30 protein-coding genes and 1 tRNA gene are annotated in these 26,945 nt (G+C 66.2%); 13 read left to right on the plus strand and 18 right to left on the minus strand.

All coding sequences use genetic code 11. The features are described 5' to 3' along the window. Positions 1-24 precede the first annotated feature (24 nt). Together ASG28_RS06570 and ASG28_RS16015 are read right to left on the minus strand one after the other, a co-directional pair. The gene (locus ASG28_RS06570) at positions 25-867 is read right to left on the minus strand and encodes a nuclease-related domain-containing protein (RefSeq protein WP_055973299.1); all 843 of its coding nucleotides are present in this window, start codon (positions 865-867) and stop codon (positions 25-27) included. Positions 868-1,047: 180 nt separating this feature from the next. After that, a complete protein-coding gene (locus ASG28_RS16015) occupies positions 1,048-1,728 on the minus strand; it encodes a G5 domain-containing protein (protein WP_235477646.1) in 681 nt (226 codons plus the stop codon). 300 nt (positions 1,729-2,028) lie between these two features. On the opposite strand from ASG28_RS16015, the gene ASG28_RS06580 reads away from it, so the two are divergent. Further along, entirely contained in the window at positions 2,029-2,577 is a 549-nt protein-coding gene (locus tag ASG28_RS06580) for a hypothetical protein (RefSeq protein WP_157485278.1), read from the plus strand. Positions 2,578-2,641: 64 nt separating this feature from the next. Here ASG28_RS06580 and ASG28_RS06585 read toward each other — a convergent pair whose 3' ends face one another. Then, positions 2,642-2,989, minus strand: a complete 348-nt coding sequence (locus tag ASG28_RS06585) for an SdpI family protein (protein WP_055973306.1) — start codon at positions 2,987-2,989, stop codon at positions 2,642-2,644. 168 nt (positions 2,990-3,157) lie between these two features. On the opposite strand from ASG28_RS06585, the gene ASG28_RS06590 reads away from it, so the two are divergent. The 6 genes from ASG28_RS06590 (at position 3,158) to ASG28_RS06610 (ending at position 7,014) form a co-directional block, all read left to right on the plus strand. Next, positions 3,158-3,658: a GNAT family N-acetyltransferase gene (locus ASG28_RS06590; RefSeq protein WP_055977091.1), complete on the plus strand. Its 501-nt coding sequence runs from the start codon at positions 3,158-3,160 to the stop codon at positions 3,656-3,658. Between the two features lie 134 nt (positions 3,659-3,792). Next, positions 3,793-4,317: a GrpB family protein gene (locus ASG28_RS06595; RefSeq protein ID WP_055973309.1), complete on the plus strand. Its 525-nt coding sequence runs from the start codon at positions 3,793-3,795 to the stop codon at positions 4,315-4,317. A 51-nt stretch (positions 4,318-4,368) separates the two neighbouring features. Further along, on the plus strand, positions 4,369-5,307 hold the full coding sequence (locus ASG28_RS06600) for a pentapeptide repeat-containing protein (RefSeq protein WP_055973311.1): 939 nt from the start codon (positions 4,369-4,371) through the stop codon (positions 5,305-5,307). Between the two features lie 48 nt (positions 5,308-5,355). Beyond that, complete coding sequence (locus tag ASG28_RS16895; protein ID WP_235477650.1) at positions 5,356-5,628, plus strand: dihydrofolate reductase family protein; 273 nt, start codon at positions 5,356-5,358, stop codon at positions 5,626-5,628. 24 nt (positions 5,629-5,652) lie between these two features. Further along, on the plus strand, positions 5,653-5,910 hold the full coding sequence (locus ASG28_RS16900) for a dihydrofolate reductase family protein (RefSeq protein ID WP_255351271.1): 258 nt from the start codon (positions 5,653-5,655) through the stop codon (positions 5,908-5,910). Positions 5,911-6,078: 168 nt separating this feature from the next. Continuing rightward, complete coding sequence (locus tag ASG28_RS06610; RefSeq protein WP_235477656.1) at positions 6,079-7,014, plus strand: restriction endonuclease; 936 nt, start codon at positions 6,079-6,081, stop codon at positions 7,012-7,014. 60 nt (positions 7,015-7,074) lie between these two features. Here the strand turns inward: ASG28_RS06610 and ASG28_RS06615 are convergent, their stop codons facing one another. The 3 genes from ASG28_RS06615 to ASG28_RS06625 form a co-directional block, all read right to left on the minus strand. Continuing rightward, positions 7,075-7,953 (minus strand): phospholipid scramblase-related protein, encoded by an 879-nt coding sequence (locus ASG28_RS06615; RefSeq protein ID WP_082454454.1) that lies wholly within the window; start codon positions 7,951-7,953, stop codon positions 7,075-7,077. A 233-nt stretch (positions 7,954-8,186) separates the two neighbouring features. Continuing rightward, complete coding sequence (locus ASG28_RS06620) at positions 8,187-8,897, minus strand: GOLPH3/VPS74 family protein (RefSeq protein WP_055973318.1); 711 nt, start codon at positions 8,895-8,897, stop codon at positions 8,187-8,189. Beyond that, positions 8,894-9,772 (minus strand): helix-turn-helix domain-containing protein, encoded by an 879-nt coding sequence (locus tag ASG28_RS06625; protein WP_082454456.1) that lies wholly within the window; start codon positions 9,770-9,772, stop codon positions 8,894-8,896. The genes ASG28_RS06620 and ASG28_RS06625 overlap by 4 nt, the downstream gene beginning before the upstream one ends. A 259-nt stretch (positions 9,773-10,031) precedes the next feature. Here ASG28_RS06625 and ASG28_RS17000 point away from each other — a divergent pair, with 259 nt between their 5' ends. After that, positions 10,032-10,154, plus strand: a complete 123-nt coding sequence (locus tag ASG28_RS17000; RefSeq protein WP_255351263.1) for a hypothetical protein — start codon at positions 10,032-10,034, stop codon at positions 10,152-10,154. 335 nt (positions 10,155-10,489) lie between these two features. Here the strand turns inward: ASG28_RS17000 and ASG28_RS16020 are convergent, their stop codons facing one another. Together ASG28_RS16020 and ASG28_RS16375 are read right to left on the minus strand one after the other, a co-directional pair. Next, entirely contained in the window at positions 10,490-11,893 is a 1,404-nt protein-coding gene (locus ASG28_RS16020) for an ImmA/IrrE family metallo-endopeptidase (protein ID WP_082454458.1), read from the minus strand. Continuing rightward, on the minus strand, positions 11,881-12,255 hold the full coding sequence (locus ASG28_RS16375) for a hypothetical protein (RefSeq protein WP_157485666.1): 375 nt from the start codon (positions 12,253-12,255) through the stop codon (positions 11,881-11,883). Before ASG28_RS16375 ends, ASG28_RS16020 begins: the two co-directional genes overlap by 13 nt. 982 nt (positions 12,256-13,237) lie before the next feature. On the opposite strand from ASG28_RS16375, the gene ASG28_RS16025 reads away from it, so the two are divergent. Then, the gene (locus ASG28_RS16025; RefSeq protein ID WP_235477880.1) at positions 13,238-14,125 is read left to right on the plus strand and encodes a DNA cytosine methyltransferase; all 888 of its coding nucleotides are present in this window, start codon (positions 13,238-13,240) and stop codon (positions 14,123-14,125) included. 16 nt (positions 14,126-14,141) lie between these two features. Here the strand turns inward: ASG28_RS16025 and ASG28_RS17085 are convergent, their stop codons facing one another. After that, complete coding sequence (locus ASG28_RS17085; protein WP_082454462.1) at positions 14,142-15,332, minus strand: HNH endonuclease; 1,191 nt, start codon at positions 15,330-15,332, stop codon at positions 14,142-14,144. A 295-nt stretch (positions 15,333-15,627) separates the two neighbouring features. Further along, positions 15,628-15,704 (minus strand) — tRNA-Pro (locus ASG28_RS06635). 266 nt (positions 15,705-15,970) lie between these two features. Here ASG28_RS06635 and ASG28_RS06640 point away from each other — a divergent pair. Genes ASG28_RS06640 through ASG28_RS06650 form a run of 3 tightly spaced genes read left to right on the plus strand, consistent with a single transcriptional unit; the run spans position 15,971 to position 19,025 of the window. Then, positions 15,971-16,948, plus strand: coding sequence for an ABC transporter ATP-binding protein (locus ASG28_RS06640; RefSeq protein WP_082454464.1), 978 nt, complete (start codon positions 15,971-15,973; stop codon positions 16,946-16,948). After that, positions 16,945-18,006 carry an aliphatic sulfonate ABC transporter substrate-binding protein gene (locus ASG28_RS06645; protein WP_055973324.1) on the plus strand — a complete coding sequence of 354 codons (1,062 nt, stop codon included), beginning with the start codon at positions 16,945-16,947 and terminating at the stop codon, positions 18,004-18,006. Before ASG28_RS06640 ends, ASG28_RS06645 begins: the two co-directional genes overlap by 4 nt. Further along, positions 18,003-19,025, plus strand: a complete 1,023-nt coding sequence (locus ASG28_RS06650) for an ABC transporter permease (RefSeq protein ID WP_235477659.1) — start codon at positions 18,003-18,005, stop codon at positions 19,023-19,025. The genes ASG28_RS06645 and ASG28_RS06650 overlap by 4 nt, the downstream gene beginning before the upstream one ends. A gap of 252 nt (positions 19,026-19,277) precedes the next feature. Here ASG28_RS06650 and ASG28_RS06655 read toward each other — a convergent pair whose 3' ends face one another. After that, the gene (locus ASG28_RS06655; RefSeq protein ID WP_055973327.1) at positions 19,278-20,504 is read right to left on the minus strand and encodes an MFS transporter; all 1,227 of its coding nucleotides are present in this window, start codon (positions 20,502-20,504) and stop codon (positions 19,278-19,280) included. Between the two features lie 54 nt (positions 20,505-20,558). Here ASG28_RS06655 and ASG28_RS06660 point away from each other — a divergent pair, with 54 nt between their 5' ends. Beyond that, positions 20,559-21,011: a winged helix-turn-helix transcriptional regulator gene (locus ASG28_RS06660; RefSeq protein WP_055973330.1), complete on the plus strand. Its 453-nt coding sequence runs from the start codon at positions 20,559-20,561 to the stop codon at positions 21,009-21,011. Between the two features lie 172 nt (positions 21,012-21,183). On the opposite strand, the gene ASG28_RS06665 is transcribed toward ASG28_RS06660, so the two are convergent. The 7 genes from ASG28_RS06665 to der form a co-directional block, all read right to left on the minus strand. Further along, the gene (locus ASG28_RS06665) at positions 21,184-21,750 is read right to left on the minus strand and encodes a hypothetical protein (RefSeq protein ID WP_235477660.1); all 567 of its coding nucleotides are present in this window, start codon (positions 21,748-21,750) and stop codon (positions 21,184-21,186) included. A 53-nt stretch (positions 21,751-21,803) separates the two neighbouring features. After that, positions 21,804-22,241, minus strand: a complete 438-nt coding sequence (locus tag ASG28_RS06670) for a hypothetical protein (protein WP_157485667.1) — start codon at positions 22,239-22,241, stop codon at positions 21,804-21,806. 97 nt (positions 22,242-22,338) lie between these two features. Continuing rightward, entirely contained in the window at positions 22,339-22,578 is a 240-nt protein-coding gene (locus ASG28_RS16380; RefSeq protein WP_157485668.1) for a hypothetical protein, read from the minus strand. A 47-nt stretch (positions 22,579-22,625) separates the two neighbouring features. Next, positions 22,626-23,174 (minus strand): hypothetical protein, encoded by a 549-nt coding sequence (locus tag ASG28_RS16385; RefSeq protein ID WP_157485669.1) that lies wholly within the window; start codon positions 23,172-23,174, stop codon positions 22,626-22,628. Then, positions 23,164-24,957, minus strand: coding sequence for a hypothetical protein (locus ASG28_RS06680; RefSeq protein WP_055973339.1), 1,794 nt, complete (start codon positions 24,955-24,957; stop codon positions 23,164-23,166). Before ASG28_RS06680 ends, ASG28_RS16385 begins: the two co-directional genes overlap by 11 nt. Further along, a complete protein-coding gene (locus ASG28_RS06685; protein ID WP_055973341.1) occupies positions 24,954-25,262 on the minus strand; it encodes a hypothetical protein in 309 nt (102 codons plus the stop codon). The genes ASG28_RS06680 and ASG28_RS06685 overlap by 4 nt, the downstream gene beginning before the upstream one ends. A gap of 165 nt (positions 25,263-25,427) precedes the next feature. Continuing rightward, positions 25,428-26,876: a ribosome biogenesis GTPase Der gene (der, locus tag ASG28_RS06690; RefSeq protein ID WP_369814173.1), complete on the minus strand. Its 1,449-nt coding sequence runs from the start codon at positions 26,874-26,876 to the stop codon at positions 25,428-25,430. Positions 26,877-26,945 lie beyond the last annotated feature (69 nt).

The following is a 26,945-nucleotide window of genomic DNA, read 5'->3' on the forward strand; positions in this document are numbered from 1 at the left end:
TTCGGGGCACAGGGCTCGGGGCACCTACCCGAACGTCGCCACGAGCGTGCTCGTGAACGTCGCCACCAACGCTATGACGACTCCCCCGCTCGCGCCGAGCACGCCGAGGGCCGCTCCGACCCGCCACCGCCGTCGACGACGGGCCGCGTCGTCGATGTCGCGGCGCAGGCGCTCGAAGCGGTGTTCGTGACGGAGCGTGTCCGTCAGCACCAGCGCCTCCTTGTGCCAGGTGCCGCGCTCTTCGGCGACCATGGTCAGGTAGGCCAGCGCCTCAGGCGAGAGCACCCGCGGCCCGTTCATCAGCCACTTCCGCAGGCGGGCGGCGACGACCACCGGCACGGTGGGCGTCTTGTTGCCGACGGTCAGTGAGGCCTCACCCACAAGCACGATGACGGGCTTGACGAAGATCTCGGTACCGGCCGCCCTCGACAACAGCCGGGAGGCGCGGGTCGCCTCATGAAGGGAGTTGCGAGAGTGGTCGGTCCGGTGTCCGCCGACTGTGACCAAGCCGCCGCCGACCCAGACCTTCTTGCCGGCGTGGTGCTTCGTGTTGACGGTGAAGACGCCCGTCGGGCCGATGACGACGTGGTCGATGTCGGACTCGCCCGAGCCGACCGGGACGGAGTGCAGCACGGTCCACTCGGGCCCGAGCTCGGCGAGCACGCGGGCGACCTCGATCTCACCGAGGGCTCCTTGGTACCAGCTGCGAGCGTCGGCCGAGAGCGGGTCCCCACCGAAGAACCGTTGCCGCCGGGTGAGGGCGGGTGCGGCGGCCTGGACGCGGAGGCACGCCTGCATCACCGAGTAGGCCGGTCGTCGGGCCTTCAACGTCATCGCCACGCTTCCGCGCGCCACGGTCTCGCTCATGTGATTCCCCCTGCCCACACGGTAGGGCGACACATGACGTGCAGACGAGCCCCCGTTGGGAGGCCAGCCCGGTCCTTGGTCAGCGGGCTCGATCGAGTGGTCAGAAAACGTCCTTCCGCCGCGGGCGAAGGACACTTTCTGACCACTCGACCCTTGTCGGGAGGCACTTCTGGCGAGCGCCTACCGGTCGCAGGCGATCCGGTCGCCGTCACGGTCGAGGTCGTAGATGTCCGAGCCGACGACGGTGACCGGCCCCTGGACGTAGGCGGGGCCGTTGCCGCTGCCCCCGGCGCAGTCGACGTCCGAGGCGACGGGGACGCACGCCCCGGAGTAGTTCGAGTCGCACCCACCCGCAGCCGGAGCCGGCGCCGGCGCCGGTGCAGCGACGGGTGCCGGGGCGACGTAGGGCACGCGAGTCCCGACGCTCGTGACCTGTGACACCGGGGCGACCGTGACGGTCTCGCTGACGAGGGTGCGGGCGGTCTCGACTCCGTCGGTGGTCGTCACCTCGTAGGTGTGGATCTTCGTGCCCGCCTGTCCGGTGGTCGTCACGGCGCTGGTGCCGACGTCGAGGTTCGGGTCGTCGACCGAGACCGACTCGAACGGGACGCTCTCGCTCTCGTCGACGCGGGTGACGCTGACGACCGGGGTGGGAGTCGGAGTGGGGGTCGGGCTCGTCGTGGCGTCGACGGCGACGAAGGGCTGCGCCGCACCGTCCGGGCCGGCAGCCTCGCCCGCCCCGGAGAAAGCACCGACGGCGGCCGCGTTCGCCGCGCCTCCGACGACCAGCAGGAAGGCCATGAAGCCACACGCGATCAACACCCGGCCCGTGTTCGTGAGCCTGTTCCACCACAACGTCATCGTCGTTCCCCTCGACACCTGGCCGGAATCGACCTCGCACAGTGTCAGCAGGAACGAAGGCGTGAGGCAGCCCCCGTCCGGGGGTAGAACGACTTCTTTCACCTCCAGGTCATCGCACGTCTGACACCGGCCACCTCACCGTCACCTGGCGGTGAATGAACATCACTCACGAGGTGAAAGAGACACCCGTTGTCGAAAACGGGCCTCTGGAATCGACCCCGACCCATAAGGTCCTGAGGATTGCTCTGCACCCGAATGCGAGCTATCCCATCGCCTAAGACCCGTAGAAAGAGACATACGATGTCCCGCGCCACGAAGATCACCACTGCCCTCGCCGCTGCCTCCATCATCGGCCTGACCCTCGCCGGCTGTTCAGGCAGCCCGGCAACGGGAACGAGCGGCGAAGCCGCACCCAACATGACCGAGGTCGCGGCCGCTGCCGGCAACTCCGCTCCCGCGACCGAGGCCGCCAAGACCACCTTCACCTTCGGCGAGACGGCGACCTTCGACGGCCTCACCCTCGGCATCAGTGCCCCGGAAGCCTTCACTCCGAGCCAGTACGCCTACACCGGCTCGCAGCCCAACAACGTCAAGTTCACGATCACCATCACGAACACAGCGACCGAGGGCTACGACCCGACTCTGACCTTCATCTCCGCGTCGTCGGGTAGCCAGGAGGCAGAGCAGATCTTCGACACCGAGGGTGGGCTCACCCTCGCTCCCTCGACGACCATCCTCCCGGGCGCCTCTGTCAGCTACCCCGTCGGCTTCAACGTCGCCGACCCGGCCCAGATCGTCATGGACGTCACCGGCGGTTTCGACTACGAGAAGACCACCTGGACCAACTGATCGTCGATGGCGTCGCCCTTCCCCACCGCGGGAAGGGCGACATCGTGGTCGTGATCCTTGCGGCTCAGCTCCCGAGCACGTCCGTGGCCGCCTGATCCGCCCGCCACGCCCCGACGAGCGTGCCGAACAGCAGTGCCACCATGCTCCCGATCGCCCAGATGGCCATCGCGTCCTCCGACGGGCCCATGACGAGCGGCACCACGACCAACCCCACGGCGAGCGCGCACCCCACCGTCACCGGCACGAGTGCTGCACGGTGCCCGGCCTGCCACGCCTCGGGCGACGCCATCACGTGCCGGAAGCGGATGCCGGCTAGGTGGTTCACGCCGAGCCGTCCCCGGGCGGCGGCGAGCGTCGTCCAGAAGACGACGATGCACCCGGCTAACACGATGAGCGGAACGACGACGAGCATCCCACCAGGCTAGGTCGGCGCCTCCGGACACGACTCCCCCGTGCGGCCCGTTCTGATCCGCCGTGGCCCGCCCTGGCGGCTCGAGTGGGCACAAAGTGTCTTTCCGCCGCCGGCGAAGGACATCTTCTGCCCACTAGAGCCCCACGAGCCCCAGGAAGAATGGTCCCCATGCCCCTCGTCCCCGTCGCCCCGACCGACGCCGACGCCGACGCCGAGGCCCGAGCCGACCTCCGGGCCTTCCTCGCCGCCGCCGACCTCACCCTCGCCGGTCTCGACTCCCCCACGCCGCGCCTCCGGCTCTGGGTCGACCGTGACGCCACCGGCACGGTCGTCGGCAGCACCGGCTACGAGCTGAGCGCCGACGGCCGGCACGCCCTGATCCGCAGCGTCGCCGTCGCTCCCGCCGCCCGCACGCGCGGCGCGGGCTCCCGTCTCGCCCGCCACGCCCTCACCGACGCCGCCGCGCACGGAGCCCGCCACGCCTGGCTCTTCTCCCGCCGCTCCGGACCGTTCTGGCAGAAGCTCGGCTTCACCCCCGCCGACCGCGACGCCCTCGCCTCGGCCCTCCCCGACACGCACCAGGTGCAGCTCTTCCGCGCCACCGGCCAGCTCGCCCGCGAGGTCGCCTGGTCGCGCCCCCTCGCCGACCTCCGCCCGACGACCCCCTAGGAGGCGCGGGTCGGTCCACGCCCGCCCCTCCGGTCATCGAGTGGTCCCGAAACGTCCTTCGCCCTTGCCCGAACGACGATCCGGGACCACTCGACCCCGCCCCGCCGAGAGTGACACCCCGTACGATCGCCCCGATGGTCGATCTGCAGCCGCACTCCCCCGCCTGGGCCGACGACTACCGCCGTGAGGCCGAACGTCTCGCAACCGCCCTCGGCACCCGCGTCGACGCGCTGGAGCACATCGGCAGCACGGCCGTCCCCGGCCTCTTCGCGAAGCCGATCATCGACGTCGCCGCCCGCACGTCTCCCGGCACCGACCCGTTCGCCCTCGGCGCCGACCTGATCGACCTCGGCTACGAACGACACGCAGCGGGCCCGAAGACCCACGCGGTCTACGTCCGGCTGCACGGAGCGCGACGCACGCACATCCTCCACGCCTTCCGCCCCGACCAGTGGGACGACTGCAACCAGCGACTGTTCCGCGACGCCTTACTGCGCGACCCGGTCGCGCGGCAGCGCTACGCGACCCTCAAGGAGGCGCTGGCCGGCCTCGACGACGGACGCGCCTACACAGCCGCCAAGACCGCGCTGATCACCGACCTCGTCACCGATGAGCGAGCGGCTCGTGGTCTCCCTGCGGTGACGGTGTGGGACAAATGAGCCGCCCCCGTTCGACCACCCCAGCCCGCCGCGCCCGTTAGCGTTGATCCGATGAGCACCCGCACACGGATCGAGCTGGGCCGACGCGCCGACCTCGGAGCCGACTGCGCCAACTGCTTCGGCCTGTGCTGCGTGGCCCTGGCGTTCACGAAGAGCGCCGACTTCCCGTTCGACAAGCCGGCCGGCGACCCCTGCACGAACCTGGACGAGCACGACGGGTGCAGCATCCACCCGCAGTTGCGCGAGCGCGGGTTCAAGGGCTGCACGGTGTTCGACTGCTTCGGGGCGGGCCAGAAGGTCAGCCGGCAGACGTTCGCCGGGCGCTCGTGGCGTGACGACACCGCGACCCGTGAGGCGATGTTCTCGACGTTCCCGCTCGTGCGGAGGCTGCACGAGCTGCTCTGGTACCTCGACGAGGCCATCACGCTGGTCGAACGCGAACGCGAGCGCGATCTCGCACGCGAAGGCGAGCAGGCACACGCCGCCGCGCACGGCCGCACCCGCACCGCCGCCACTCCTGACCCGGACCCATGGCTCGCCGCCTTCGAGCACGTTCGGCGCCTCACCGACGGCACGCCCGACGACCTGGACGCCCTCGACGTCGACGCCGAGTACGACGCGGTGCGCTCGCTGTTGGTGCAGGCGAGTGAGGTCGCCCGGGCGTCCGTACCCGCGCCTCCTCGGCGGTCGAGGGGCAAGGGGCCGACGCTCGAGCCGGGGAGCGACCTGATGGGTGTGGCCCTGGCCGGGGAGGATCTGCGGGGGCGGACGCTCCGCGGCAGCATCGCGATCGCGGCGGACCTGCGCGGGGCCGACCTCGACCGCTGTGACCTGCTCGGTGTCGACGTGCGGGACGCCGACCTCGGTGGGGCGGACCTGTCGGGGGCGATCTACTTGACGCAGATGCAGGTAAACAGCGCCCGGGGTGATGCGGCGACGCGCCTGCCCGAGGGCTTCGCGCGGCCGACGCACTGGGCTGGCGAGAGGTAGGACCCACGCCTCTGGTGGCGCCTCCGCAGCAGAGCTAGCCTCCCCGGCATGAGGACGCTCACGTACGCCATCAACGTCACGCTCGACGGCTGTATCGACCACCGCGAGGGCCGGCCGGATGCCGAGGTCCACCAACTTGCCACGGAGGCTCTCGCGCAGGCCGACGGTCTGTTGCTGGGTCGGGTCACCTACGAGCTGATGGAGCAGTCCTGGCGTCCGCCCGCCTCCGATGCGTTCCCCGACTGGATGAAGCCCTTCGCCCGGACCATCCATGAGATCCCGAAGTACGTGGCGTCGACGACGCTCGAGAGTGTCGACTAGAACGCCGAGCTGCTCGGCGGCGACCTGCGTGAGGCGGTGCGCGAACTGAAGAGCCGCCCCGGCGGCCCGCTCCGCCTCGGGGGTTCCACCTTCGCCACCGACGTCGTCGGCTGCGGCCTGGTCGACGAGTACGAGTTCACCGTCTACCCCTGGGTCGCCGGCCACGGCCCCTATCTGCTCGCCGGCCTCCCCCACCCCCTCGACCTCACCCCGACCGCCCGCCACGACCTCGCCTCCGGCGCCGTCGCGACGACGTACCGCCCGCGGGTTCTGAGAGGCTGAAGCAGTTGCGTCCACATGGGCCAAGTCAAGGAGGCGCGGGTCGTCATCGCGCGAAGCCCCAGCTCACCAGCTGCCCCCGGCTGTACGGGCATGCGCTGGACCTCGCCGATCGAGAACTGTCGCCTCTTTTTTTGTAGGTGATCGCCTCAGGTGAGGCAGAGTGTCCACGTGACATCCGTAGACCACGATTCCGTGTCCATCGTCCCGATCTGGCCGGCGTTCGTCGTCCCTGTCCTCCATGTTCTCGAGTCCGGTAGCACTCTCCATCGGAAGGACCTGGTCGACGGCGCTGCCGACGACTTGCAACTGTCAGCACCGGCCCGCGCGGAAACTCTTAACTCAGGTGGTTTTCGATATGAGCAACGCATTGGCTGGGCCATAAGCCACTTGACGAAGGCCGGTTGGATCACGCGTCCTTCGCGAGCCCATTACGCGATCTCGGACGAGGGCCGTAGGGGACTCGCGAAGTACCCCGGTGGCTTTGATTACGCTTTGGGCAAGGCTGTCTTTGCCCCGTTCTGGCCAGAACGTCGAAGCAGCGAATCGACTCCTGAGCTCCAGTTGGACGTGCAAGACGCCGTAGACATCCTCGACCCGGTCGAGCAGATCGCCGATGGCATCAGCCGCATCGAGGATGAGGTTGGCATCGAACTGCTGTCGCGGCTTCGAGAAAGCCACCCGGACTTCTTCGAGCAGGCCGTGGTCGATCTGCTGCTTGCAATGGGTTACGGAGGTGCGGAGCAGCGCGGTACTCGAATCGGCGGGTCGGGCGACGCGGGCATCGACGGTGTCATCGATCAAGATGCCCTTGGTCTTGACCGTATCTACGTCCAGGCCAAGCGGTACAAAGAGGGCAGCAACATCGGGCGCGAAACCATTCAAGCCTTCGTAGGCGCCTTGCAAGGTTTCGGCGCAACTCGAGGAATCTTCCTGACAACCAGTGCCTTCACGCCACTCGCCATCACCTACGCCGACAACGTCCAATCACGGGTGATTCTGATTGATGGGCAGCGACTCGTAGCCTTGATGATCAAGTACCGCGTGGGCGTGCAAGTCAAGAAGACGTATACAGCCGTTGAGATCGACGCCGACTTCTTCGACTGACTGTCGTCCACTAGCGGGAATTGCGACAATTCCAGCTAGAACGACCCCGCGAGGATGAATTCAGCGTCGATGGCCGTCCTGGTGGAGGACGGTGTCAACCGCGAGCGCGGCGCAGACTACAAGTGCTAGCAATGGCCCCTCGAGTGACCGGTGGAGTTCAAGAACATAGTTGTCAGCCTTGGTCCAATTCTGCTTCGTGAAACCAGCCCACGTCTTGGTGATGCGGCCCAATTCGGAGCCGTGATTGTCTTGAATGCTGAAATCCCATGCCTGCCAGCTCTCAGCATTGATAGTGCCGAGGGTCATACCCTCGGACTCCATCCGGAATCGGACGTTGAACTTGCCGCCGAGGACAGACGCCATCATCCCCAAGTTCTCCTGCACGATCTGTCCGACATGCGAGCCGTCTTCCCCCATGACAACGACTTTCGATTTGAGCATTGTCGCCGGGCGCGTGAGCGTGAACACAGGCTGGCCATTCGCATCGACTACTTGGAGCCTCTTGGTGCCGTTCTCGCGACCGACGACCATTCGCGACATGCTCGTTCCGAACTCGCGCACACCACCAACCTTGTGGCCGTACTGGTCGTAGACCCCGTATTCAGCTCGCCTCTCGAAGAGCTTGGCCTTCTGGTTCACGACCAGCAGCCGCTCGGTCAGGAGCGTGCCACCGCCTGAGCCTGCTCGACCTTCTAAACCCAGCTTCTGCACCTGACGCTGGACCTTCAGGTCGGCTGGAGCGCTCAAAACGGATCGATCATCCCCCTCGTCACCCTTCGCAATCATTGGGACTTCGGGCGGTGACGCGACGACTGGCGGATCTATCGATTGTTGGCCCGAGGCACTGACATGCTGGGTCCACTGGAATCCGTCCCAGTATCGGTGTTCAAACCGCGCAAACGGATCTGGAAACCAGCCTGCGGGCGCGGTGGAAGTCATATCACGGAGGCTAACAGCGAGGACAGAAGCCATCGCCGCGTCCGGCGCTAGACAAGGCATCGGCAGCGGTGGCTGACGCCGCAACGGACAAGCGCGACGGGCTCGAGAGGGTGAGTGCCATGGACATGGTGATCTCCTTCGATGGTGGTCACTGAGACAAGGGATACGCCGAACACCGGCGTGGTGAAGAGGGAGAAAAGGGGCGGACTGACACCACGGCGACCGCAACGGCCTCAGTCGTCCCGAAGCCCAGGCAGGCCGACCGTCACGAACAACGCCGTCGAGAGCATCGCCGCAGCCGCCACCGCGATGGCGTCCCCCGCGATCCGCGCGCCCCACTTGCCCTGCTGCAGCTCGCGCCCGCGGGTGTAGACGTCGCCCGACCACGGGATGTCCCGGTGCAGCGCCGGCAGCGCCCCACTCGCCGACACCAGTGCCGCTAGGGCGGCGGTGCGCACCGACGGATCGGCACCCTCTGCGAGGACGCTCCTCAGCGACGCGACGAGTTCGCCCCGCCGACCCGCGCCTCCTGCCCCCTCGGCAAGGCGCAGCCGAGAGCCGGGGATGAAGCCGAGCGTCGTCGTCTTCTCGCGGAGCAGCGCACCACGCGCCACCAGCCGGTCGAGGGTCAGCGCCCGCAGCGCCGGACCGATCTCGAGCACGAGCGAGTACGCGTCCGTCGGCTTGCGCTCGACCCGCTGCCAGGTGCCGAGCAGCAGCTCGTCCGTCGGCGCCGCGGAGGACGTCACCCGCACCTGCCTCCCCCGCAGCGTGGTCTTCCGGTCGATGTCGACCGCGCCGGACAGCGCCAGCTCGGTCAGCACCGCCCCGGCCAAGACGTGGAACAGCGGAGACCCCTCGCTGTGGATCGATCCCGACCGAGGGTCGAACAGCACGAGCAGCAGGTCCTCGGCCAGTGTGGGCGCGAGCGTCGTCTCGCTCATCGCCGGCCTCCCTCGGAGTCGGAACCCGAGGAGGCGCGGCTCGGCCCGGTGCCGCCACCCGGGTCCCCGACACCGGTCGCCTCGCCACCGATCGCCTGGGCACCGCAAGGCGTCTCGGCGGCATCGAGTGCCGCTTCGAGCGCGGCCAGCTCGTCGAGCTTGCCGGCACCGATCAGTGACGCCCGGTAGAGCACCTCGCGCTGGGCACCGTTGTACAGCTCGGCGACCGCCTCGGTCACGGTGTGCTGAGCGAACGCCGCACCCCGCGGAGCCCGCTCGCCCGGGGCACCCAACCACTCGTACCGCTGGGTCACCGCCGCCAGCACGGGAGCGTACTGCTCCCCCAGCCGCCGCCGCGTCTCGCGGTCGGCGTCGTCGGCGAGCCCGTCGAGCTCGGCGTCGGCAGCGGTCTTGGGCGAGTCGATGAGCATCTGCTTCAGGTCGTCCATCGCCCCCTCGTCGAACACCTTCGACCAGATCAGCAGCAGCGACTGGTCGGCTTCGCTGAGGTCGCGTCCCGCTTCGGCGAACCCGGCAGGCAAGGAGGCGCTGGTCCGGTTCTCGAGAATCGCCGCCAGCTCGGCGCGGATGCGTTGCAGCCGCTCGATGGTGGCGGCGAGTTCGGCGTCGATGGTGCGGAGGGCGCCGGCGGGGTCGTCGACGGACGAGCCGATCGATTCGATCTGGGCGAGCGGGACGCCGAGGTCGGTCAGGCGGGTGATCTGCAGGAGGCGCACGAGGTGCCGTACCTCGTACTGCTTGTACCCGTTCGTCAGCCGCTCGGGCTCGTCGAGCAGCCCGAGCTGGTGGTAGTACCGCACCGACTTGACGGTCGTGCCGGCCAGCTCGGCCAGCTCGCGTGTGCTCCAGGCCACGGGAGGCTCCTCTCGGTCACGCCGGCTCGGTGCCGGCGTGTGACCAAGTAGAGACCATGCCCTTGGGGCAGGGTCAAGAGGGTTCCTGATTGGCCCGGGTCACCCGCGACTCCGGAAGGGCATGCCTGGCGTCCGCCCGCCTCGGAGGCGTTCCCCAACTGGATTCAGCCTTTTGCGGGGCCATTTACTAGATCCCCAAGTACGTTGCGTCGACTACGCTCAGAGCGCCGACTCGAACGCCGAGCTGCTCGGAGGCGACATGCTTGAGCCAGTACGCGAGCTGAAGAGCCACCCCGGAGGCCCGCTCCCCGCTGGAGGCGCCACCTTTGCCACCGACGTCGTCGGCTGGGACCAGGTCGACGAGTACAAGTTCACCGTCTAGCCTGGGGCACCGGCCTTATTCAGCCCTCACCCCGACTCTTCATCCGCAATTTCACCTCGAGCACCTATACGAAGACCAAGCAGCCGCGCCTTGCTTCCTGGAACAATTTACACGTACCCAGCTGCATCTAGTTCCCGATCATCTACGGGGCCAGGCGACAAGGCAGGACGGACACAGCTCATCTAGTGCGGGCTGCAACTCTTGCCTAGACCCTGCCAAAATGTGGCAACACTTTTTTCCTTTTTGCAGACGATAGCCTCAGGCCGATTTCCACGCTGCCGCGACGCATAGCAAGGCTTAGCAGGTCTCACGACTCTTGCAAGCAGTGCCCCATGCTAAAACTGCCATGGAGCTGAGACCAGCGTCGCCAGCGTCTTGCGGGCGACTGGATTGAGCGGGCGGTCAGCGTTTCTTGCCTGCCAGGCTGCGATTTCAAGACTCACGCCATAACGCCGGCTTAATTCGCGCACTGCGATCATGATGTCGCCCCGATCCTGGCTAACGTCGAAAGCCTCACGAGCCGTTGAGCGTGGAATGAGCAGCTCTGCAGCGAACGCCCTGGCTCTCCGTTCAACCCGTGGATTCGCTCTGCCGCCTAGGACCTCAGCCGCAGGCAGCGCCTCGTGCCTATCAAGAATCAGGTGCGCTATCTCATGAGCGATGCTTGCATTTCGACCCACTTCAGAATTACTGTGACGGCCATCGCGATTGATGACAACTACAGGGCCATATTCCTCACCCCACGCTGCCACAGCATCGATTCCTTCGACCCCAAGAGATACTTCTCTATACTCGACTCCGAGCCGATTCAGCAGGGCGCCGGGGTCGAGTCGCTCGTGAGGGGAGAGGCCGAGGACCGAACGGGTGCGCTGGGCAACCCAGTGCCCCTGGGCATAAGGAACGAGAACGGCGACTTCCTCGGAGTCAACCAAAACCCGCTCCATGAGCTCATCTACGGCCGTATGGCTACCGCGGCGAGCTGACGCAATTTCAGCCAGAACAGCAGCAACAGTCTCGCTCGGGAGCTCAGACGCCATACGGGCTGCCGCCAACACCTCGCTCCTGGCGACCGCGTCCGCAAGAGATCGGCCGTTGTGCTGGAAACGCCAATTTGCCAGGACTGCGGGCGCTTCGCGAGATGTCAGCCCGGTTACCTGTTTCACAATGTCCGCTTCTACAGAGGAATTTCGACTGCGCCACGACTTGACTGCGCGGACACTCCGCGCGTCTGTGCCGGCCTCTATCTTGGCAGCTATCTCTTCACCAATCGAAACTAGGAACTGCTCTACCAAGATCCATCTCCTGAATCGGTGATGAGAATCCTGCGTAAGGATGTGCCCGCCGAGCCCCTCCCTCCAAACAATGAGGGAAGGCGGTAACGTCCCAGGTAACGCTCTAGCAAAATCGTGAGTCTCTCTGAACTCCCAAAGAGCCATCTCATAATCTTCTGCCAGGCTTCCTGATGAGTTCGACACAACTTTAGCTGGTGTCAAATCCCATGAACTGGTTGGCTCAGCCGCGAAGGGTAAGCCGTCGTCCACTGAAATGGCTAACCAGTTCGAGGCGAGCCATTCGAGCAATTCGACCCAAGTCCACTTAAATTCCGCCGAGCCCCAGAAAAGATTGCCGTTGGCAAACAGCCGCAGGCTCCCTCGAGATAAAGACGCAGCTGTAACTTTTCCAAGAGGTTCTTCCCAAGCGAAATCGACTGAAAGCGCGGATTCGTTCACTTCAGCCATTTCTTCACCGTTTCCTCGCTGCCATCTTTTCTCGCAAGTTCGAGCAGAGCCTCGCGCACCTCTCGAGACGGCGGGAGGTTTTCGCGAAGCTCCGGAAACCCATGGTAAGACACGCCTGGATTCGTGGGGCTTGCCCTGTAAACGACGCCGTCCAACACGGCGTAGATACGGGTTGGAAAGTCCCGCGATCGTTTTGGTCGGTAGAACTCGAATCCGTTGTTTAGGAGGGCGGTAATGGTGGCAAGAGAAAGATTCGCGGGGCACTTCGAGACTTTAATTCCGTATTCAATCGTGAAGCCGGCCGTGTTCTTACTCCAGTGATGTTTCCTCTTTGGGTCTTCATCAGTCTCGTATACCCACATTTATGACTTGCTTTCCCCATGTCAATGGCCGGATTCTTTTCGACGGGCGCGGGCCATGACCGAATCGATCACCAACACCTGTGACGGCAGTCTATTCGACAATGTTCGTTGTAGACGATCCGCGCCAAAACCACCTACCAGTCTGTGCCGCACGGAGCTCGTGTCGGACTTACTTTCTACAAAGCCGGAGTGGAAGCAGAACGGTCGTTGGAGTGAACCTAGCGCACAATATGGCCATCGCCGCCCTGGTCCACAGCACGGTTGTTATGACCCACCACGGCATTGGTTAGCCACTCGACACCCGGTACCGATGAAGCTCCGGGTGAAAACATGCTTGACAGCAGCCGGTGCCGCTACAGGCGCTCCATGCACCTCGGACTTTATGGACATAAAGTCATGCACCTGCTTACCCCCGTCGTTAGCACGCCCCGGGCCGATTCGCCGGCACCACCAGCTGGTCCGGTTGTCCGCGTCAATCTGCATTGCGGCAAAGCTACTCGAGGACAGGTGCTGGCTGGCGCTCGATCGCGCAGGGGTGTGGGCAGGTTCGTCAAGGGATGACCGATGGACAGTTTCAGAACGTGTTGGATGCCATCACGTTTTGACAGAAGGTCTGCGGCGGCCTAGCGCGGTACAACACCTCCGATTGCCTCCATCCGTGACTAACCACTCGTGACCGCTGGCCAGCCCCAAACCGGTGGTGACACCCCGTCGACTGAACAGTCGTGCCGACCGCCGCGCCGACGCTCCTCTCGGCTACGTCGGCTCCGTGCCTGAAGAGAGTAGAGACCATTCGATCGGAGCAGGCTCAGAGACCACGCTCGACGAGACCTCGAGAAGATGAATGTCGGAGGTGCTGCCTATAGTGGTCCTAGTCCTTCAGCCAGGAAAACAGATAGGTAAGTCTTTGTCACCCTCTCTCCGAGTAGCTTCATTTTTCGCCGGCATAGGCGGCTTTGACCTCGGATTCGAGCGATCCGGGATGAAAACGGTTTGGCAGTGCGAAATCAAAGATTTCTGTACTGACGTTCTTGAACGACACTGGCCAGAAGTTCCACGGAAACGAGACATTAGGGATGTGCAGCCCAAGGACATCCCAGAAGCCGACGTATGGGCTGGCGGATTTCCATGCCAAGACATCTCACTAGCACGAATGGGCCCAAGGAGCGGACTTAATGGCAATCAATCAGGACTCTTCTTCGAGTTTGCTCGGCTACTTGAAGCGCGTCGCCCCGAAGTTGTCGTCATCGAGAACGTTGCGGGTCTCCTCTCTTCCAACCAAGGACGAGATTTCGGACTTGTCATTCGAACGCTGGCCGACCTCGGGTATGGCGTGGCGTGGCGAGTTCTTGACAGTAGACACTTCGGCATCCCCCAGAGTCGAACGCGAGTCTTCATTGTCGGAACTCTTGGAAAACCAGCGGCCGCCGCAGCGGTACTTTTTGAGCCAGAATGCGGCGATCGGGATTCTGAGAAGAGCCGATCGAATGGGCCGAAACCTGTTTCCCCCTTTGCGATCAGCGTTGGAGACGCTCAGCGGGGATTCGTCAAGAAACTCGCCCATTGCCTCTATGCTGAGTCTGCCCGCCACACAGGCACAGACTGGTCCCGAAACTACGTCTCTTATCCTGAAGGAAAAGTCCGAAGATTGACGCCCCTTGAAGCTGAGCGTCTCCAGGGATTCCCTGACGGCTGGACAGATCTTCCGGACTCAATTCGGGACATTGAAAAAAGAGATTCAGCTCGGTATCATGCTTGCGGTAACGCCGTGACAGTTAATGTCATTGAGTGGATTGGTAGTCGCCTAGTTGGTGCAATCCGAAACAGTTCCGAGACTTCGATTTCCTCCTCTGTCAAGTCGATAGCCTAATCGTCACATTTATTTCTTAAGCACGCTCGTAAAGAATGTCTAAATAGATGCGACTGGGTCGGTCCGACTTGCGCTTAGGTAGGAACTGGGGAGGCACAAACCCACAAACGCTTTCCAATTCTCGCAACGTTCGCTCATCTTCACGAAGCAGTAGTTCGGCGTCAGGTACAAGCGAAATGACATAATCGGTTCCATCCGATCGAAGCTCAAGAATGTGGCTGTCAAAAGCCCAGTGATGCAATTTGCAAAGGATCATCCCGTTTTGAACTACGTCTAATTCATAGTTTCCGTACGGTAAAATATGAGCCGCGTCAACGCCCGGAAGCATTCGCCCCGGGTGACCCGGTGCCCGGAAGCCGCACATGAGGCAGCGAGAGTTGTAGACACGCCGAAGTTGCTCCTTGAACCGCACTGACGCTGACGACCGTATTCTTCGAGCACGATAGATATGCTCGGACCGCAACTTGATCTCCGGTACTTCTTGGCTGATCTCGACGGGGGTTGGTATTCCGACCTGGTCGCTACTTAGGCCCGCCAGATACTCAAGCCTAGGCAGTGGATCGCTTTCGCTAAGGTACTCATCGTCAGTGGCCGTCAACTCTTCTATTATTCTGCGAACAACGAGCTCATCTTGCTTTGTTACAGGCGCGTCCGTTTCGAAGAAGCGAGCTTGAGAAGCTATGAGAGCATCCAAATCGCCAGGAAGGCTCCTAGTCCGCTCATGAAGACGAGCTAGACGGCTGATTCTCTCGCCCACATCGATTTCCTCGTGGGGTGCCCCAACACCAATATCGCCCGAGCGCGCCAACAGACGAGTTGGCTTAATTAATGCGGAGCCTAAGTCGCTGCGTATATATTCGAAAGAGAAGTCAAGAATATACCTATCCTGAAGTAAGATAGGCAGAGCCTGAGAAACTTGTCTTTCATCGCGCGCATTTCTTGGCAGCAGAAGTAGCGTTGCGAGTTGACGAGCTAAGTGGGGAAAATGCAAGTTCATTAGGCGCAAGCGCCTTTTGCCACCCTGATTGGTAAGTTGAACCGACGTCCGCTTTTCTAGGGATGGAAACGAGAATAGGAATTCTCGCCCGATGAAATCGGCGGCATTGATAGGGCCCTGCCTGCCTACCAGCTCGTATTCACCCCTGCCGCCACTGGGCATTTTTCGAATTTGCAGGCCATCCATTCCTACCTGCGGAGAATTACTCATAGTTCATGCTAGTTGGGCTAACAGTTTCGTCACAACCAATTGACCCTTAGTTTCAAGGTCAAATTTTGCCGCCCCACAGCCACAAGCCGAATTTGGAGAAGTCTTCCTAGAATTGCAAGCCACCAAATGGTGTCTTCTAGGTTTTCGCCTCGGGCGTTTAACGTCGACCCTATTCCCGATTCGCGGCGATCAGCGCACGACTGAACCAAGACAAGCGTTGCGGCGACGATAACCTGGAACGCCTAAAAAGCAGCATTATCATGCCCAAGCTTCTGCACGACATTCCTATGTTCCATGGTCGGGCTGACAGGATTTGAACCTGCGACCCCTTGACCCCCAGTCAAGTGCGCTACCAAGCTGCGCCACAGCCCGAGATCCGAGTTCGAATTGCAACCCAGGTCTTGGTGTTGCCCCGACCGAGGCAACCCCACAACTATAGCCGATGAATGGGGGTGCCTGAGACCGGCCACGGACGAGGGCGGCCCGGCGGGCAAGACGAGCCACGACCCGGCGGCAACCACGGGGACGGGCGACGACGACAGGCCGACACCACGCGACCGCGGGGCGGACCGAACGGAGTGTTTCGCCCCGTTACACCCGCCGCCCCGGCAGACCACGCACGCACCTACCGTCGTGACATGCCCACCTCGACGACCCGCGCCTCCTCGGCTCTGCCGATCCGTCTGCGCGGCGTCGGGAGGCGCTTCGGCGAGCGCCCCGTCCTCCACGCCCTCGACCTGGACGTGACGGCCGGCGAGATCATCGCCATCGTCGGCCCCTCCGGCTGCGGCAAGTCGACCCTGCTGCGCCAGGTGGGTGGCCTTGACCAGCCCGATGCCGGCACCGTCGACATCGACGACTCCCCCACCCGGCCCACCGACCAACGCTGCGCCATCGCGTTCCAGGAGCCGCGCCTCCTGCCCTGGCGCACCCTCCGCCAGAACGTCGAACTCGGTCTGCCGAAAGGTGAGCGAGGCAGCAAACCAGACAAGGCCGCAGGCCACGCCCGCATCACCGAACTGCTCGACCTCGTCGGACTCGGCAGCTCGGCCGGCCTCCGCCCCCGCCAGGTGTCCGGAGGCATGGCCCAACGCACCTCCCTCGCCCGCGCCCTCGCCCGGGCCCCCAAAGTGCTGCTGCTCGACGAACCGTTCGGAGCCCTCGACGCCCTCACCCGCCTCCGCATGCACGACCTGCTGCTCGACATCCACCGCGCCGAACCCACCACCGTCCTGCTCGTCACCCACGACGTCGACGAAGCCCTCTACCTCGCCGATCGCATCGTCGTCCTCGCCGACCTCTCGCAGCAGCAGTCCGCCGGCACCACGGGCGCGGCCGTCGCTACCGCAGGAGGCGCGGCGCACGCCGACACCGCAGCGGGAGCCCACAGCATCCAGCGCATCGTCACCGTGCCCGGCGACCGACCCCGTGACCGCGACGACCCCGCCCTGGCCGAGCTGCGCCTCCAGCTGCTCGCCGACCTCGGCGTCCACCGCGTCCACGCCGGCAACTCGACGACCCGCGCGCTGACCGCGACGACCGCCGACGCATACGCCGGTACCAAGACCGCATCCGACCACCGCACCGCCCCCGACAGCACGGAGACGAACCGATGACCTTTCGCACCTCCCCCACCACCCGCACCCGCGCCTCCTGGGCCGGCGGTCTCGCCCTCGCCGCGGCGAGCGCCCTCCTCCTCACCGGCTGCGTCGCGGGTGAGGACGCTGGCACCGGCTCGGCCGACGCGGCAGGCACCGGCGCGAGCGACGGCGAGTGGTCGACCGACACCCTCGACATCGACTTCGCGACCTACAACCCGCTCAGCCTCGTCGTGAAGGACCAGGGCTACCTCGAGGACGCCCTCGGCGACGGAGTCACCGTCAACTGGACCCAGTCGGCCGGCTCGAACAAGGCCAACGAGCTGCTGCGCGCCGGAGCGGTCGACGTCGGCTCGACCGCTGGCTCGGCCGCGCTGCTCGCCCGCTCGAACGGCTCCCCCATCAAGACGATCGACGTGTACTCGCAGCCCGAGTGGTCGGCGCTCGTCGTCCCGGGCGACTCGACCATCACCGACGTCGAAGGCCTGCGCGGCAAGACGATCGCGGCCACCAGCGGCACCGACCCGTACTTCTTCCTGCTGCAGGCACTCGACCAGGCCGGGCTGAGCGCGTCGGACGTGACGATCCAGAACCTGCAGCACGCCGACGGACGCGCCGCCCTCGAGAACGGCAGCGTCGACGCCTGGTCCGGACTCGACCCGATCATGGCCGCGAGCGAGGCCGAGTCGGGCACCAAGCTGCTCTACCGCAATGTGGACTTCCTCAGCTACGGGTTCCTCAACGCGACCGAGTCGTTCCTCGAGGCGTCGCCCGACGTCGCGCAGGTCGTCGTCGACTCGTACGAGAAGGCCCGCGCCTGGGCGCTCGAGAACCCGGACGAGACCGCCGCCATCCTGGCGAAGGCCGCCGCGATCGACCCCGCCGTCGCCACCACGGTGATCGACCGCACCCACCTCGACATCGACCCCGCCCCCGGAGCCGACCAGCAGGCCGTCCTCTCGACCGTCGGCCCGATCCTCGTCGAGTCCGGCGACGTCCCCTCGCAGGACGACGTCGACGCCGCCCTCGACTCGCTCTTCGACGACTCGTACGCCAAGGCCGCGTCGACCTCGTGAGCGACAACCTCAGCGGCCGTGAGGCGGACGCCCGCCAGGCCGTCCGCTCGGAAGCGACGCGCGGCTCGGGCACCGTCGTCGACGGAGCCCGGCGCGGCGACGTCACACACGCCGTGACCGGCACCCCCCTCGAGGAGGCGCGGGTCGCGTCCGACGCGCACCGCGCCTCCTCGTCAGGACCGCAGGAGGCGCGGGTCGCGGAGAACGGACGCCGCGCCTCCTCGACCGGGTCGACCGCGCCGCGACGCCCGGGCACCCCGGGCGCGACCCCTCCCCCCCGCCTGGCACTGCTCGGGGTGCTCGTGCCGGCCGCCGTGCTCGCCGCCTGGGTGCTCGCCACCACCGTCGGCGGAGTGCCCTCGTACCGTCTGCCGTCCCCCGCGGACGTGGTGCGGGCAGGAGTGGACCTCGCCGCCACGGGTCAGCTCGGCCTCTACGTCGCCATCTCGGTGCAGCGGGTGCTGATCGGGTTCGTGGTCGGATCGGTGATCGGGCTGGTCGTCGGCGCCGTCGTCGGGCTGTCGCGGGTGGGCGAAGCGCTGCTCGCCCCGTCGATCGCGGCCGTGCGCGCGGTGCCGTCGCTGGCCTGGGTGCCACTACTGATCCTGTATCTCGGCATCGGCGAGGACTCGAAGGTGACGTTGATCGCGATCGGCGCGGCCTTCCCGGTGTTCACCACGGTCGCGGGGTCGCTGCGGCACGTCGACCCGCAGCTCGTCGAGGCCGGACGCGCCTACGGCCTACGGCGGGTGTCGCTCTTCACCCGGGTGCAGCTGCCGGCCGTGCTGCCGTCGCTCGTGTCGGGACTGCGGCTCGCGCTGGCGCAGGCGTGGCTGTTCCTGGTCGCGGCCGAGCTGATCGCGTCGTCGATGGGCCTCGGCTTCCTGCTGACCGAGTCGCAGTCGAACGGACGCGTCGACCGGATCTTCCTCGCCATCGTGCTGCTGGCGCTGCTCGGGACGCTGAGCGACACCGTGCTGAACGTGGTGCAGCGCGTGGCGCTGCGGCGCTGGCGGTAGGTGCCGGGCGGCCGCGCCGCCCGCATCGCCCGCGTACGACGCCAGGAAGTGGTCACCGCGCCAGGTTTAGTCCTGGCGCGGTGACCACTTCCCGGCGTCGTGACGCGCCCCGCCCCGCCACGAGGTAAACACGCCGCCACGAGATCGCGTGGCGGCGTGTTTACCTCGTGGCGGGATGCAAGCCGACCCCCTGTCGTCCGCACCCCGCGCACCCTGCCCGACCCGCGCCTCCTGCATTAAGCCCTGCCGCCCCTACGCCGCGACCCGCCCGCGCCGCTCCCGCCCGCGCATCACGACCACGACGGCCACCATCGCCGCGAGCGCCAGCCCGACGATCGCCGGGGCTCCGACGTCGACGGCGCTCTCGAGCCCTCCGCGGGTCGCTTGCGCGCCGAGCCACAGCGCGGTCGCCCCCTGCACCAGGTAGGCGACGAGGTAGACGGCCGACAACGTCCCGGCGCGGTGATGCTCCGGAGCGAACCGCGACACGATCCCCAGCCCCGACGCGAAGAACAGGCTGTAGCCGACCCCCGACAGCACGCAGAACGCCAGGAACAACCCCAACGACTGCTGTGCCGCAGCCAGCACGAGCGCCGTGAAGCTGAGCGCCGTCGCCACCGCGGCCACGACGACGGCGACGACCACCGGCACCCGTCGCGACGCCAGTGCCACCACGGCGATGACCACCATCGACAGGGCGATCACCGCACCGGTGACGAACGCGTTGTCGCTGCCGATCAAGGTCACGCCGATCTCGGCTCCGAGCGAGAGCACGACCGCCCCCAGAGCGTAGGAGGCGCTGACACAGACGGCCGCGGCCCCCACGGCCCCGAGGAGCGCGCGCGGCACGCTCGGCCACCGTGGCCTCCAGCGCCCGGCCTGCTCGTCCCGGTCCCGCGGCAGCCGCCAGACGAGGACGAGCACGCCGACCTCGACGACGAGCAGCACCCAGTACGTGAGGTGCAGCGGTTCGGGCGCGTACTGGACGAGCGCTCCCCCGAGCAGCGTCGCGAAGACGAGGCCGACGGCGGTGGAGGCGGTGCTGATGGCTCCGGTGCGGGCCGAGTTGACGGGCCCGGCGATGTCGATCATGGCGGCGGTGGCGGGGCTGAGCGACAGGCCGACGCCGAGGCCCATGAACGCGCGGCCGACCAGCACCCAGCCGACGTCCGGAGCCAACGCGAACAGCAGCACGCCCACGATCGACGCGCTCACGCCGAGCAGGATGCTCGCCCGCCGACCGATCGTGTCGCTGAGGCCGCCGAAGACTAGCAGCACGACGACGAGGACGAGCGGGTAGACGGCGAAGATCGCGGTCGTCACGAAGGGCGTCAGCTGCCAGTCCGTCGCGTAGAGCGGGTAGACCGGCGTCGCGGCGCCGCTCGTCCACAGGGCGAGGGCGAGGACGGAGGCGCAGGTCCAGAACGCGAGCCGGTCCGGCCCGGTCGGACGAACGGACGCAGCGAGATCACGGGGCATGACGGCGACGCTAGCACCCTGGATACGAAAAGCCTACCGAGGTAGGGTGTCGGCATGGCATCACGTGGACCCCTCGATCCGCGCTGCGGCATCGCGCGCAGCTTGGACCTGCTCGGCGAGCGCTGGGCGCTGCTCGTCGTGCGCGAAGCGCTGCTCGGGCACACGCGGTTCTCGCAGTTCCGGGCGCGACTCGGCCTGTCGCCCGACGTGCTGACCGCGCGGCTCGACTCGCTGGTCGCTGCGGGCGTGCTCGAGCGATCGACCTACCGTGAGGCCGGGGCCCGAGAGCGCGTCGAGTACCTGCTCACCGACGCGGGCCGCGACCTCGCCCCCGTGCTGGCCGCCCTCGCCGTCTGGGGCGACGAGCACGATCCGCACCCCGACGGCGCCGCACGCCGGTTCAGCGTCGCCCGGTCGGGCGAGCCCGTGCGGGTCGCGTTCGTCACGGGCGACGGGCACGTGGTCGAGCCCGCCGACGTCGAGATGGTGCCTCGCGCGGGCGACTAGGCCGCGCCTCCTCGGGTCTGCGGCCGCCCGGCCTGCCTGCCCGCCCGCCAGCCCGCCAGCCCGCCAGCCCGCCAGCCCGCCAGCCCGCCTGCCCGCCACGAAGTAAACACCCCGCCACGGAATCGGATGGCGGGTTGTTTACCTCGTGGCGTGGTGCGGGGCGAGCGGGCTCTCAGCTCGCGCCGTCGACCGCGTCGGGTTTGGTCGGCCGCGGGAAGGCCGCGCGCATGTGGTCGCTGGTGAGCAGGTCGCCGATGCCGATCATCAGCAGCGAGAAGACGATCTGCTCGACGACCATCCATCCGGGGTAGAGCCCGGGGATGGTGGCGATGATGAGCGTCACGATCGGGAAGATGCGACTGAACAGGCGGAGGCGTGAGTAGGCCCAGTAGTAGCCGAGCTGTGCCCTCCATGCGAAGACGTAGAGCGAGGCGGTGATGAAGAGGACGACGGTGGACCGGAACCACACGGCCCACGGCACGTGTTCTCCGCGGCTGGTGAGGACGGCGGCGATGAAGATGGCGGTGAGCCCGACGACGGTCTCGCCGAACAGCAGCCACCGGATGCCGACGAAGCTGCGGACGGTCCGCGGGTGCTGCCGCATGTCTTCGTGGATCACATACCCCGAGTGCCGCCCGCCGGCGAGCCGGTCGAGCTGCAGCCGCTGCCACACCCGGTCGGCCGCGGCCGACAACCCCACCCCCGAGGAGGCGCGGTGCCACAGCCCAGCGCCCGTCACCTTCGCACCCCGTCCGCTCGTCTCACGAACACCAATGGTGCCCTATCCCACCCTCAGAACTCACCACCCTCTGTCTGCCCCGGCTGAACCGTGAAGCACCACGAACTCGACGACACCTGGACTTTCGAGAGCCCCGTGTAGACCGTGATGGAGTAACGAGTTCCATCTTTGCTCCACACGACGAGCCATTCGTCTCTGCCGTCGGGCGTGAACACCCGTTCGGTGCGGAAGTCCGCGGAGTCAGCCAGTTCCGATTCCACCAGGGAGAAGTACGCCTCTTGTTCTTTTGCTTCGGCGTACTCGATCGTCGTCGAACCCGTCCATTGGTGTCGCCCCCCGGAACACGACATCAGGACTCCGGTCGCTGGTTCGAGCATGCCCACGATGCTCTCCGCATCCCCCATGGACGCCAGTTCCCGCTGAGTCACCATGATGTCGCGTTTCAAGGCCGGGAGATCCACTCGATCGGTCTCCTCGTCTATGTACTTCATCTGCTCAAGGTCTTCCGGGGTTTCCCTTGCGCAACCCACGACGAAGCAGGACAACACTACGAACACGGCTGCACACCGTACCGAGATGCGCGCCACATCATTTCGACGCATTCAGGTGAATCTCTTCCTTCAGGGCAGCTCTCGCCACCGCATTGTCATTGACTTCATGCGCGACGAGCGCATGGTTGGCGTCCAGCTTCCGGGCCGGTCTGTGACTGGCCCCAGTTCCTTCCAGCTCCACGCCACGTGGATTCACGAAGAATCCGCGCGACTCAAACTCACCCAACCGGTTCGGGTTCCGCCCGCCCCAGACACCATCGATCGGCTGCGCCTCCATCAGGAAGTCCCTGTAGCTGTGGCACGCCAATGGCGGACGTCCCACCCTCAGAACCGACCACGCTCCGTCTGCCCCGGCTGAACCATGAAGCACCACGAACTCGCCGACACTTGCACCTTCGAGATACCCGCCCAGAGGGTGATCGAGTAGCGAGTACCGTCTTCGCCTCGAACTATGAGCCATTCGTCTTCGCCATCTGGTGAGAACTGTCGAGACGTCGTCAGCTCATCGGACCCCTCAAGCTCTGCCTCGACCAGGCGGTAGTACTCCTCCTGGCTTGGCATGGTCGAGTACTCGGCGGTCGTCGACCCCGTCCATTGGTGCCGGCCACCCGAACAGGACATGAGAACGCCGTTCGATGACTCCTCGACACTCCCTTCGACGAGTTCAGACCCCATGGACACGAGGCGGCGTTGAACGACACGGATGTCTTGCCGCAATTGACCGAGATCGACTCGGTCAGATCCCTCTTCCATGTACTTCTCTCTCTTCGTGTCCTCGCTGCTCGGACTCGAACACGCGACGAGGTTTGCAACAGCGATGGATATTGCGGCTGCAACCAGCCACGGTCGCTGGGGCATCCTTCTAACGAACATGCGGATGGACTTCCTTCGTGAGGGCATCTCTCACAGCGGCGTTTGCCTCGCTGGATTCGGCAACGAGTGAATGATTGTCATCCAGCTTCGTGAGAGGTGTCAGATTGGCCATGTCTCCGAACCTGATGTCATCAGGCCCCAGGTAGTACCCCTTGGAGTCGAACTCATCCGACCGGTTCGGGTTACGCCCTTCCCAGACACCACCCGTGCGCTGGGCAGCCTGGAGGAAGTCCCAGTAGCTGTAATCGGTGTAGGTCGTGCCGGGACGCGCCTGCCACTCGGGCGGCATGCCCGCGCCAGCGAGCGAGATGACCTTGTCGTAGGTGGCACCCCGCACCTCGGCCGACGTGATGTTCGCGAGCCCCCAACTGTGGCCGATCGCGATCTCTCGATGGCCGGGCTTGAGCGAGACCGGGTCGACCGCCAATCCTCGTTGAAAGTCGTACAGGGTCTTGCTCGACTTACGAGCGAATTCGGGGTCGTTCGCCTCGGCGAAGGCCCCGACGAACTCGGCGGGGTTCTTGCTGCCCTCCGCCCCTCCAGGAAAGAACCCGTCCTTGAACACGAACGCGACCGTGGTCTTGCTCGCGTCGCTATCGTGCAGCCACCGCGCCATCTGCTGCACACTTTCGGGGTCCCGGTAGAACGAGTCCATGTTCGTCAGCGTTCCCGGCACGTAGGTCAGTACCGTCCTGGTCTTGTCGTTCCACTCCCCGATCATCTCGATGATTCGACTCTTCGACGGGTCGAAGAGATAAAGCTGGACGTGAGGTGGTTCCGCCACAGCGTCCGTGAGGTACGCGCGCTCGCGCGCCAGTGCGGCCAGCAGCTCATCGTCGCCTTCCAGCCCCCTGCGCTTGATCGGCCCCACCATCTCGTCGATCTCGGCCATCCGACGCTTCGCGTTGAACACGTTCGCCGCGACCCGCACCGACGGCGGCAGACCGTCGAGCGCTCCGATGATCGCTGGCGCCCCTCGCACCAGCGCCACTTGCATCGCAGTGAGCCCGTCGGGGTTCCGCGCACCCTGCTGCCCGAGCTCGTCCCACCAGGCCCGCACCCGCTCAGGATCGGCCAGGAACGCCTTGTCGACCAGTTCGGGGTGCTGCTCGAGCAGCATCGTCAGCTCGGTGGCCGAGAGCCCTGCCAGCAACGCCAGCAATTCCTCGGACGACCCCGCGGCCAGGGCCTCCCCGGTGACCTGAGGCAACGCCCCCATCGCCTCGGGGCTCTGCAGCGCAGCGATGCACCGGCGATCAGCCGCAGCCCGCTCTTCGACCAGGTCGGTCCACAAGCCCGCCACGACCTCGAGTTCTCGTTGCTCGTCGTCGATGCGGCGCTGCAAGGTCGACCGTTCACCCGAGCGGTACTCGGACTCCACGACGATGCCGATCAGGTCGTCCCGCGCCGCGCCCTGCGCCTCACGCATGATCGTCTTCAGGGCGACCCCCGTCGAGAGGATGTTCTGCTCGGCCATCGCACGCCGCGCCTCCAGGGTCTGCTGCGACCCCTGGATCAACGACACGTCGACCGCGTACGCCTCGAGCGCCGCCGCATGGTGTTCGAGGCCCCGGGCGACAGCAGTCACCTCGGTGGACACGTCGGTCATCGACGCGACGAACTGCTCGCCCGACTGCCCCCGCCAGCACTCGGCACCCCAGCTCGCCGCCTCGGCCAACCGGTAGGCAGCCACCTCGAGATCGTCGACCTCGGTTCGCCTCGTCTTCGCGAGCTGTCTGATGCCCTCCACCGAGCCCACGCCCGGGTCGTCGTCGGTGCTCACTTCGAGCCCACCCCCGCAGGGTCGTCCGCCGGCAGTCCGGCAGCGAGCCGGGACTCGACCTGCTCGAACTCGCGCACGAAGGTCGTCGTGAAGTCACCCACCGCCTGGATGGCCTCGACGGCCAACCCCGCCCGCCTCACCAACTGCCCCGTCGCCTCGTCGAGGACCCCCGCCACGCTCGGCGAGCCGACGTCGGCCGCCGACCCGAGTGTCAGCGTCGCCGACACCTCGGCGTCGACGGCCGCCGTCGACACCCGCCACGCAACGGACGTCAACGTCTTCTCGTCCACCACCAGGTCTGCCATGCACCCTCGCCCTCCGTCATGCGACATTCACATATCGCGACCAATGAAAGCCACCCTAGCAATGCAGAACGCCCGGTGTGGAAACGATCCACAACCGGGCGTTCAGTCCACAGGCGAGCCTGCGGGCGGTGCCGATCCGTCGACGGGACAGGCACGGGAGAAGGACTACGGGCGCTTGCGCTTCTCGCGCACGCGCATGTTCACCGTGATGGGCGTGCCCTCGAAGCCGAAGATCTCGCGCAGGCGCCGCGTGATGAACCGGCGGTACTGCGGGTCGAGGAACCCGGTCGTGAAGAGCACGAAGGTCGGCGGGCGGTTCGCGGCCTGGGTGCCGAACAGGATGCGCGGCTGCTTGCCCGACCGCAGCGGGTGCGGGTGCTCGGCGACGAGCTCGGCGAGCAGGGCGTTGAACTTGCCGGTCGGGATGCGGGTGTCCCACGACTCGAGGGCGAGCTCGAGGGCGGGGACGAGCTTCTCGAGGTGACGACCCGTGCGGGCCGAGATGTTCACGCGCGGGGCCCACGACACGTGGTCGAGGTCCTGCTCGATCTCGCGCTCGAGGTAGCGGCGACGGTCGTCGTCCAGGAGGTCCCACTTGTTGAACGCGAGCACGAGCGCACGGCCCGACTCGAGCACCAGGTCGATGATGCGCAGGTCTTGCGTCGAGATCTGCTCGGTGACGTCGATCACGACGACGGCGACCTCGGCCTTCTCGAGCGCTGCCGAGGTGCGGAGCGACGCGTAGAAGTCGGCGCCCTGCTGCAGGTGGACGCGCTTGCGGATGCCGGCGGTGTCGACGAAGGTCCACACGCGACCGGCGATCTCGACCTGCTCGTCGACGGGGTCGCGGGTCGTGCCGGCCAGCTCGTTGACGACGACGCGCTCTTCGCCCGCAGCCCGGTTGAGGAGCGAGCTCTTGCCGACGTTCGGTCGACCGAGGATCGCGACGCGACGCGGGCCGCCGATCTCTTGCTTGGCCACGGTCGACACCGCGGGCAGCTTGGTCATGCAGAGGTCGAGGAGGTCGGCGACGTTGCGGCCGTGCAGGGCCGACGCGGGGAACGGCTCGCCGAGCCCCAGCGACCACAGCGACGCGGCCTCGAGGTCTTTCCGGGCGTCGTCGCTCTTGTTGGCGACGAGGATGACGGGCTTGTGCGACGCCCGCAGCATGCGCACGACGGCTTCGTCGGTGGCGGTCGCCCCGACGTTGACGTCGACGACGAACAGCACGGCGTCGGCCAGGTCGACGGCGATCTCGGCCTGCATGGCGACCGAACGGTCGATGCCGATCGCGTCGGGCTCCCACCCGCCGGTGTCGACGAGGGTGAAGCGGCGACCGCCCCACTCGGCCTTGTACGAGACGCGGTCGCGCGTGACACCGGGCTTGTCCTCGACGACGGCCTCGCGCCTCCCGAGGATGCGGTTGACCATGGCGCTCTTGCCGACGTTCGGTCGGCCGACGATGGCCAGCACCGGCAGCGCCGGGGCGTAGGTCAGTGCGTCAGGGTCCCACTCGGCGCCCTCGAGGACGTCGATGTCGCCCTCGTCGAGGTCGTAGTCGGTCAGGCCGGCACGCAGGGCCCGGGCGCGCTGGTCGGCGTCCTCGTCGGGCATCGTCTGGATGCGGTCGACCATCTGCTCGTCGAGCTCGGGGTACTTGTCGTCGTCTGCCATGGGGACTTC

This window comes from Frigoribacterium sp. Leaf415 (assembly GCF_001424645.1).
In the GTDB taxonomy this organism is placed as follows: Bacteria; Actinomycetota; Actinomycetes; order Actinomycetales; family Microbacteriaceae; genus Frigoribacterium.

Coding starts and splice junctions, on each gene's coding strand:
- ASG28_RS06570 (WP_055973299.1), bottom strand. CDS start 867: ATGAGCGAGACCGTGGCGCGCGGAAGCGTGGCGATGACGTTGAAGGCC.
- ASG28_RS16015 (WP_235477646.1), bottom strand. CDS start 1,728: ATGACGTTGTGGTGGAACAGGCTCACGAACACGGGCCGGGTGTTGATC.
- ASG28_RS06580 (WP_157485278.1), top strand. CDS start 2,029: ATGTCCCGCGCCACGAAGATCACCACTGCCCTCGCCGCTGCCTCCATC.
- ASG28_RS06585 (WP_055973306.1), bottom strand. CDS start 2,989: ATGCTCGTCGTCGTTCCGCTCATCGTGTTAGCCGGGTGCATCGTCGTC.
- ASG28_RS06590 (WP_055977091.1), top strand. CDS start 3,158: ATGCCCCTCGTCCCCGTCGCCCCGACCGACGCCGACGCCGACGCCGAG.
- ASG28_RS06595 (WP_055973309.1), top strand. CDS start 3,793: ATGGTCGATCTGCAGCCGCACTCCCCCGCCTGGGCCGACGACTACCGC.
- ASG28_RS06600 (WP_055973311.1), top strand. CDS start 4,369: ATGAGCACCCGCACACGGATCGAGCTGGGCCGACGCGCCGACCTCGGA.
- ASG28_RS16895 (WP_235477650.1), top strand. CDS start 5,356: ATGAGGACGCTCACGTACGCCATCAACGTCACGCTCGACGGCTGTATC.
- ASG28_RS06615 (WP_082454454.1), bottom strand. CDS start 7,953: ATGACTTCCACCGCGCCCGCAGGCTGGTTTCCAGATCCGTTTGCGCGG.
- ASG28_RS06620 (WP_055973318.1), bottom strand. CDS start 8,897: ATGAGCGAGACGACGCTCGCGCCCACACTGGCCGAGGACCTGCTGCTC.
- ASG28_RS17000 (WP_255351263.1), top strand. CDS start 10,032: ATGCTTGAGCCAGTACGCGAGCTGAAGAGCCACCCCGGAGGCCCGCTC.
- ASG28_RS16020 (WP_082454458.1), bottom strand. CDS start 11,893: ATGGCTGAAGTGAACGAATCCGCGCTTTCAGTCGATTTCGCTTGGGAA.
- ASG28_RS16375 (WP_157485666.1), bottom strand. CDS start 12,255: ATGTGGGTATACGAGACTGATGAAGACCCAAAGAGGAAACATCACTGG.
- ASG28_RS16025 (WP_235477880.1), top strand. CDS start 13,238: ATGAAAACGGTTTGGCAGTGCGAAATCAAAGATTTCTGTACTGACGTT.
- ASG28_RS17085 (WP_082454462.1), bottom strand. CDS start 15,332: ATGAGTAATTCTCCGCAGGTAGGAATGGATGGCCTGCAAATTCGAAAA.
- ASG28_RS06640 (WP_082454464.1), top strand. CDS start 15,971: ATGCCCACCTCGACGACCCGCGCCTCCTCGGCTCTGCCGATCCGTCTG.
- ASG28_RS06645 (WP_055973324.1), top strand. CDS start 16,945: ATGACCTTTCGCACCTCCCCCACCACCCGCACCCGCGCCTCCTGGGCC.
- ASG28_RS06655 (WP_055973327.1), bottom strand. CDS start 20,504: ATGCCCCGTGATCTCGCTGCGTCCGTTCGTCCGACCGGGCCGGACCGG.
- ASG28_RS06660 (WP_055973330.1), top strand. CDS start 20,559: ATGGCATCACGTGGACCCCTCGATCCGCGCTGCGGCATCGCGCGCAGC.
- ASG28_RS06670 (WP_157485667.1), bottom strand. CDS start 22,241: ATGAAGTACATAGACGAGGAGACCGATCGAGTGGATCTCCCGGCCTTG.
- ASG28_RS16380 (WP_157485668.1), bottom strand. CDS start 22,578: ATGGAGGCGCAGCCGATCGATGGTGTCTGGGGCGGGCGGAACCCGAAC.
- ASG28_RS16385 (WP_157485669.1), bottom strand. CDS start 23,174: ATGTTCGTTAGAAGGATGCCCCAGCGACCGTGGCTGGTTGCAGCCGCA.
- ASG28_RS06685 (WP_055973341.1), bottom strand. CDS start 25,262: ATGGCAGACCTGGTGGTGGACGAGAAGACGTTGACGTCCGTTGCGTGG.
- der (WP_369814173.1), bottom strand. CDS start 26,876: ATGCCCGACGAGGACGCCGACCAGCGCGCCCGGGCCCTGCGTGCCGGC.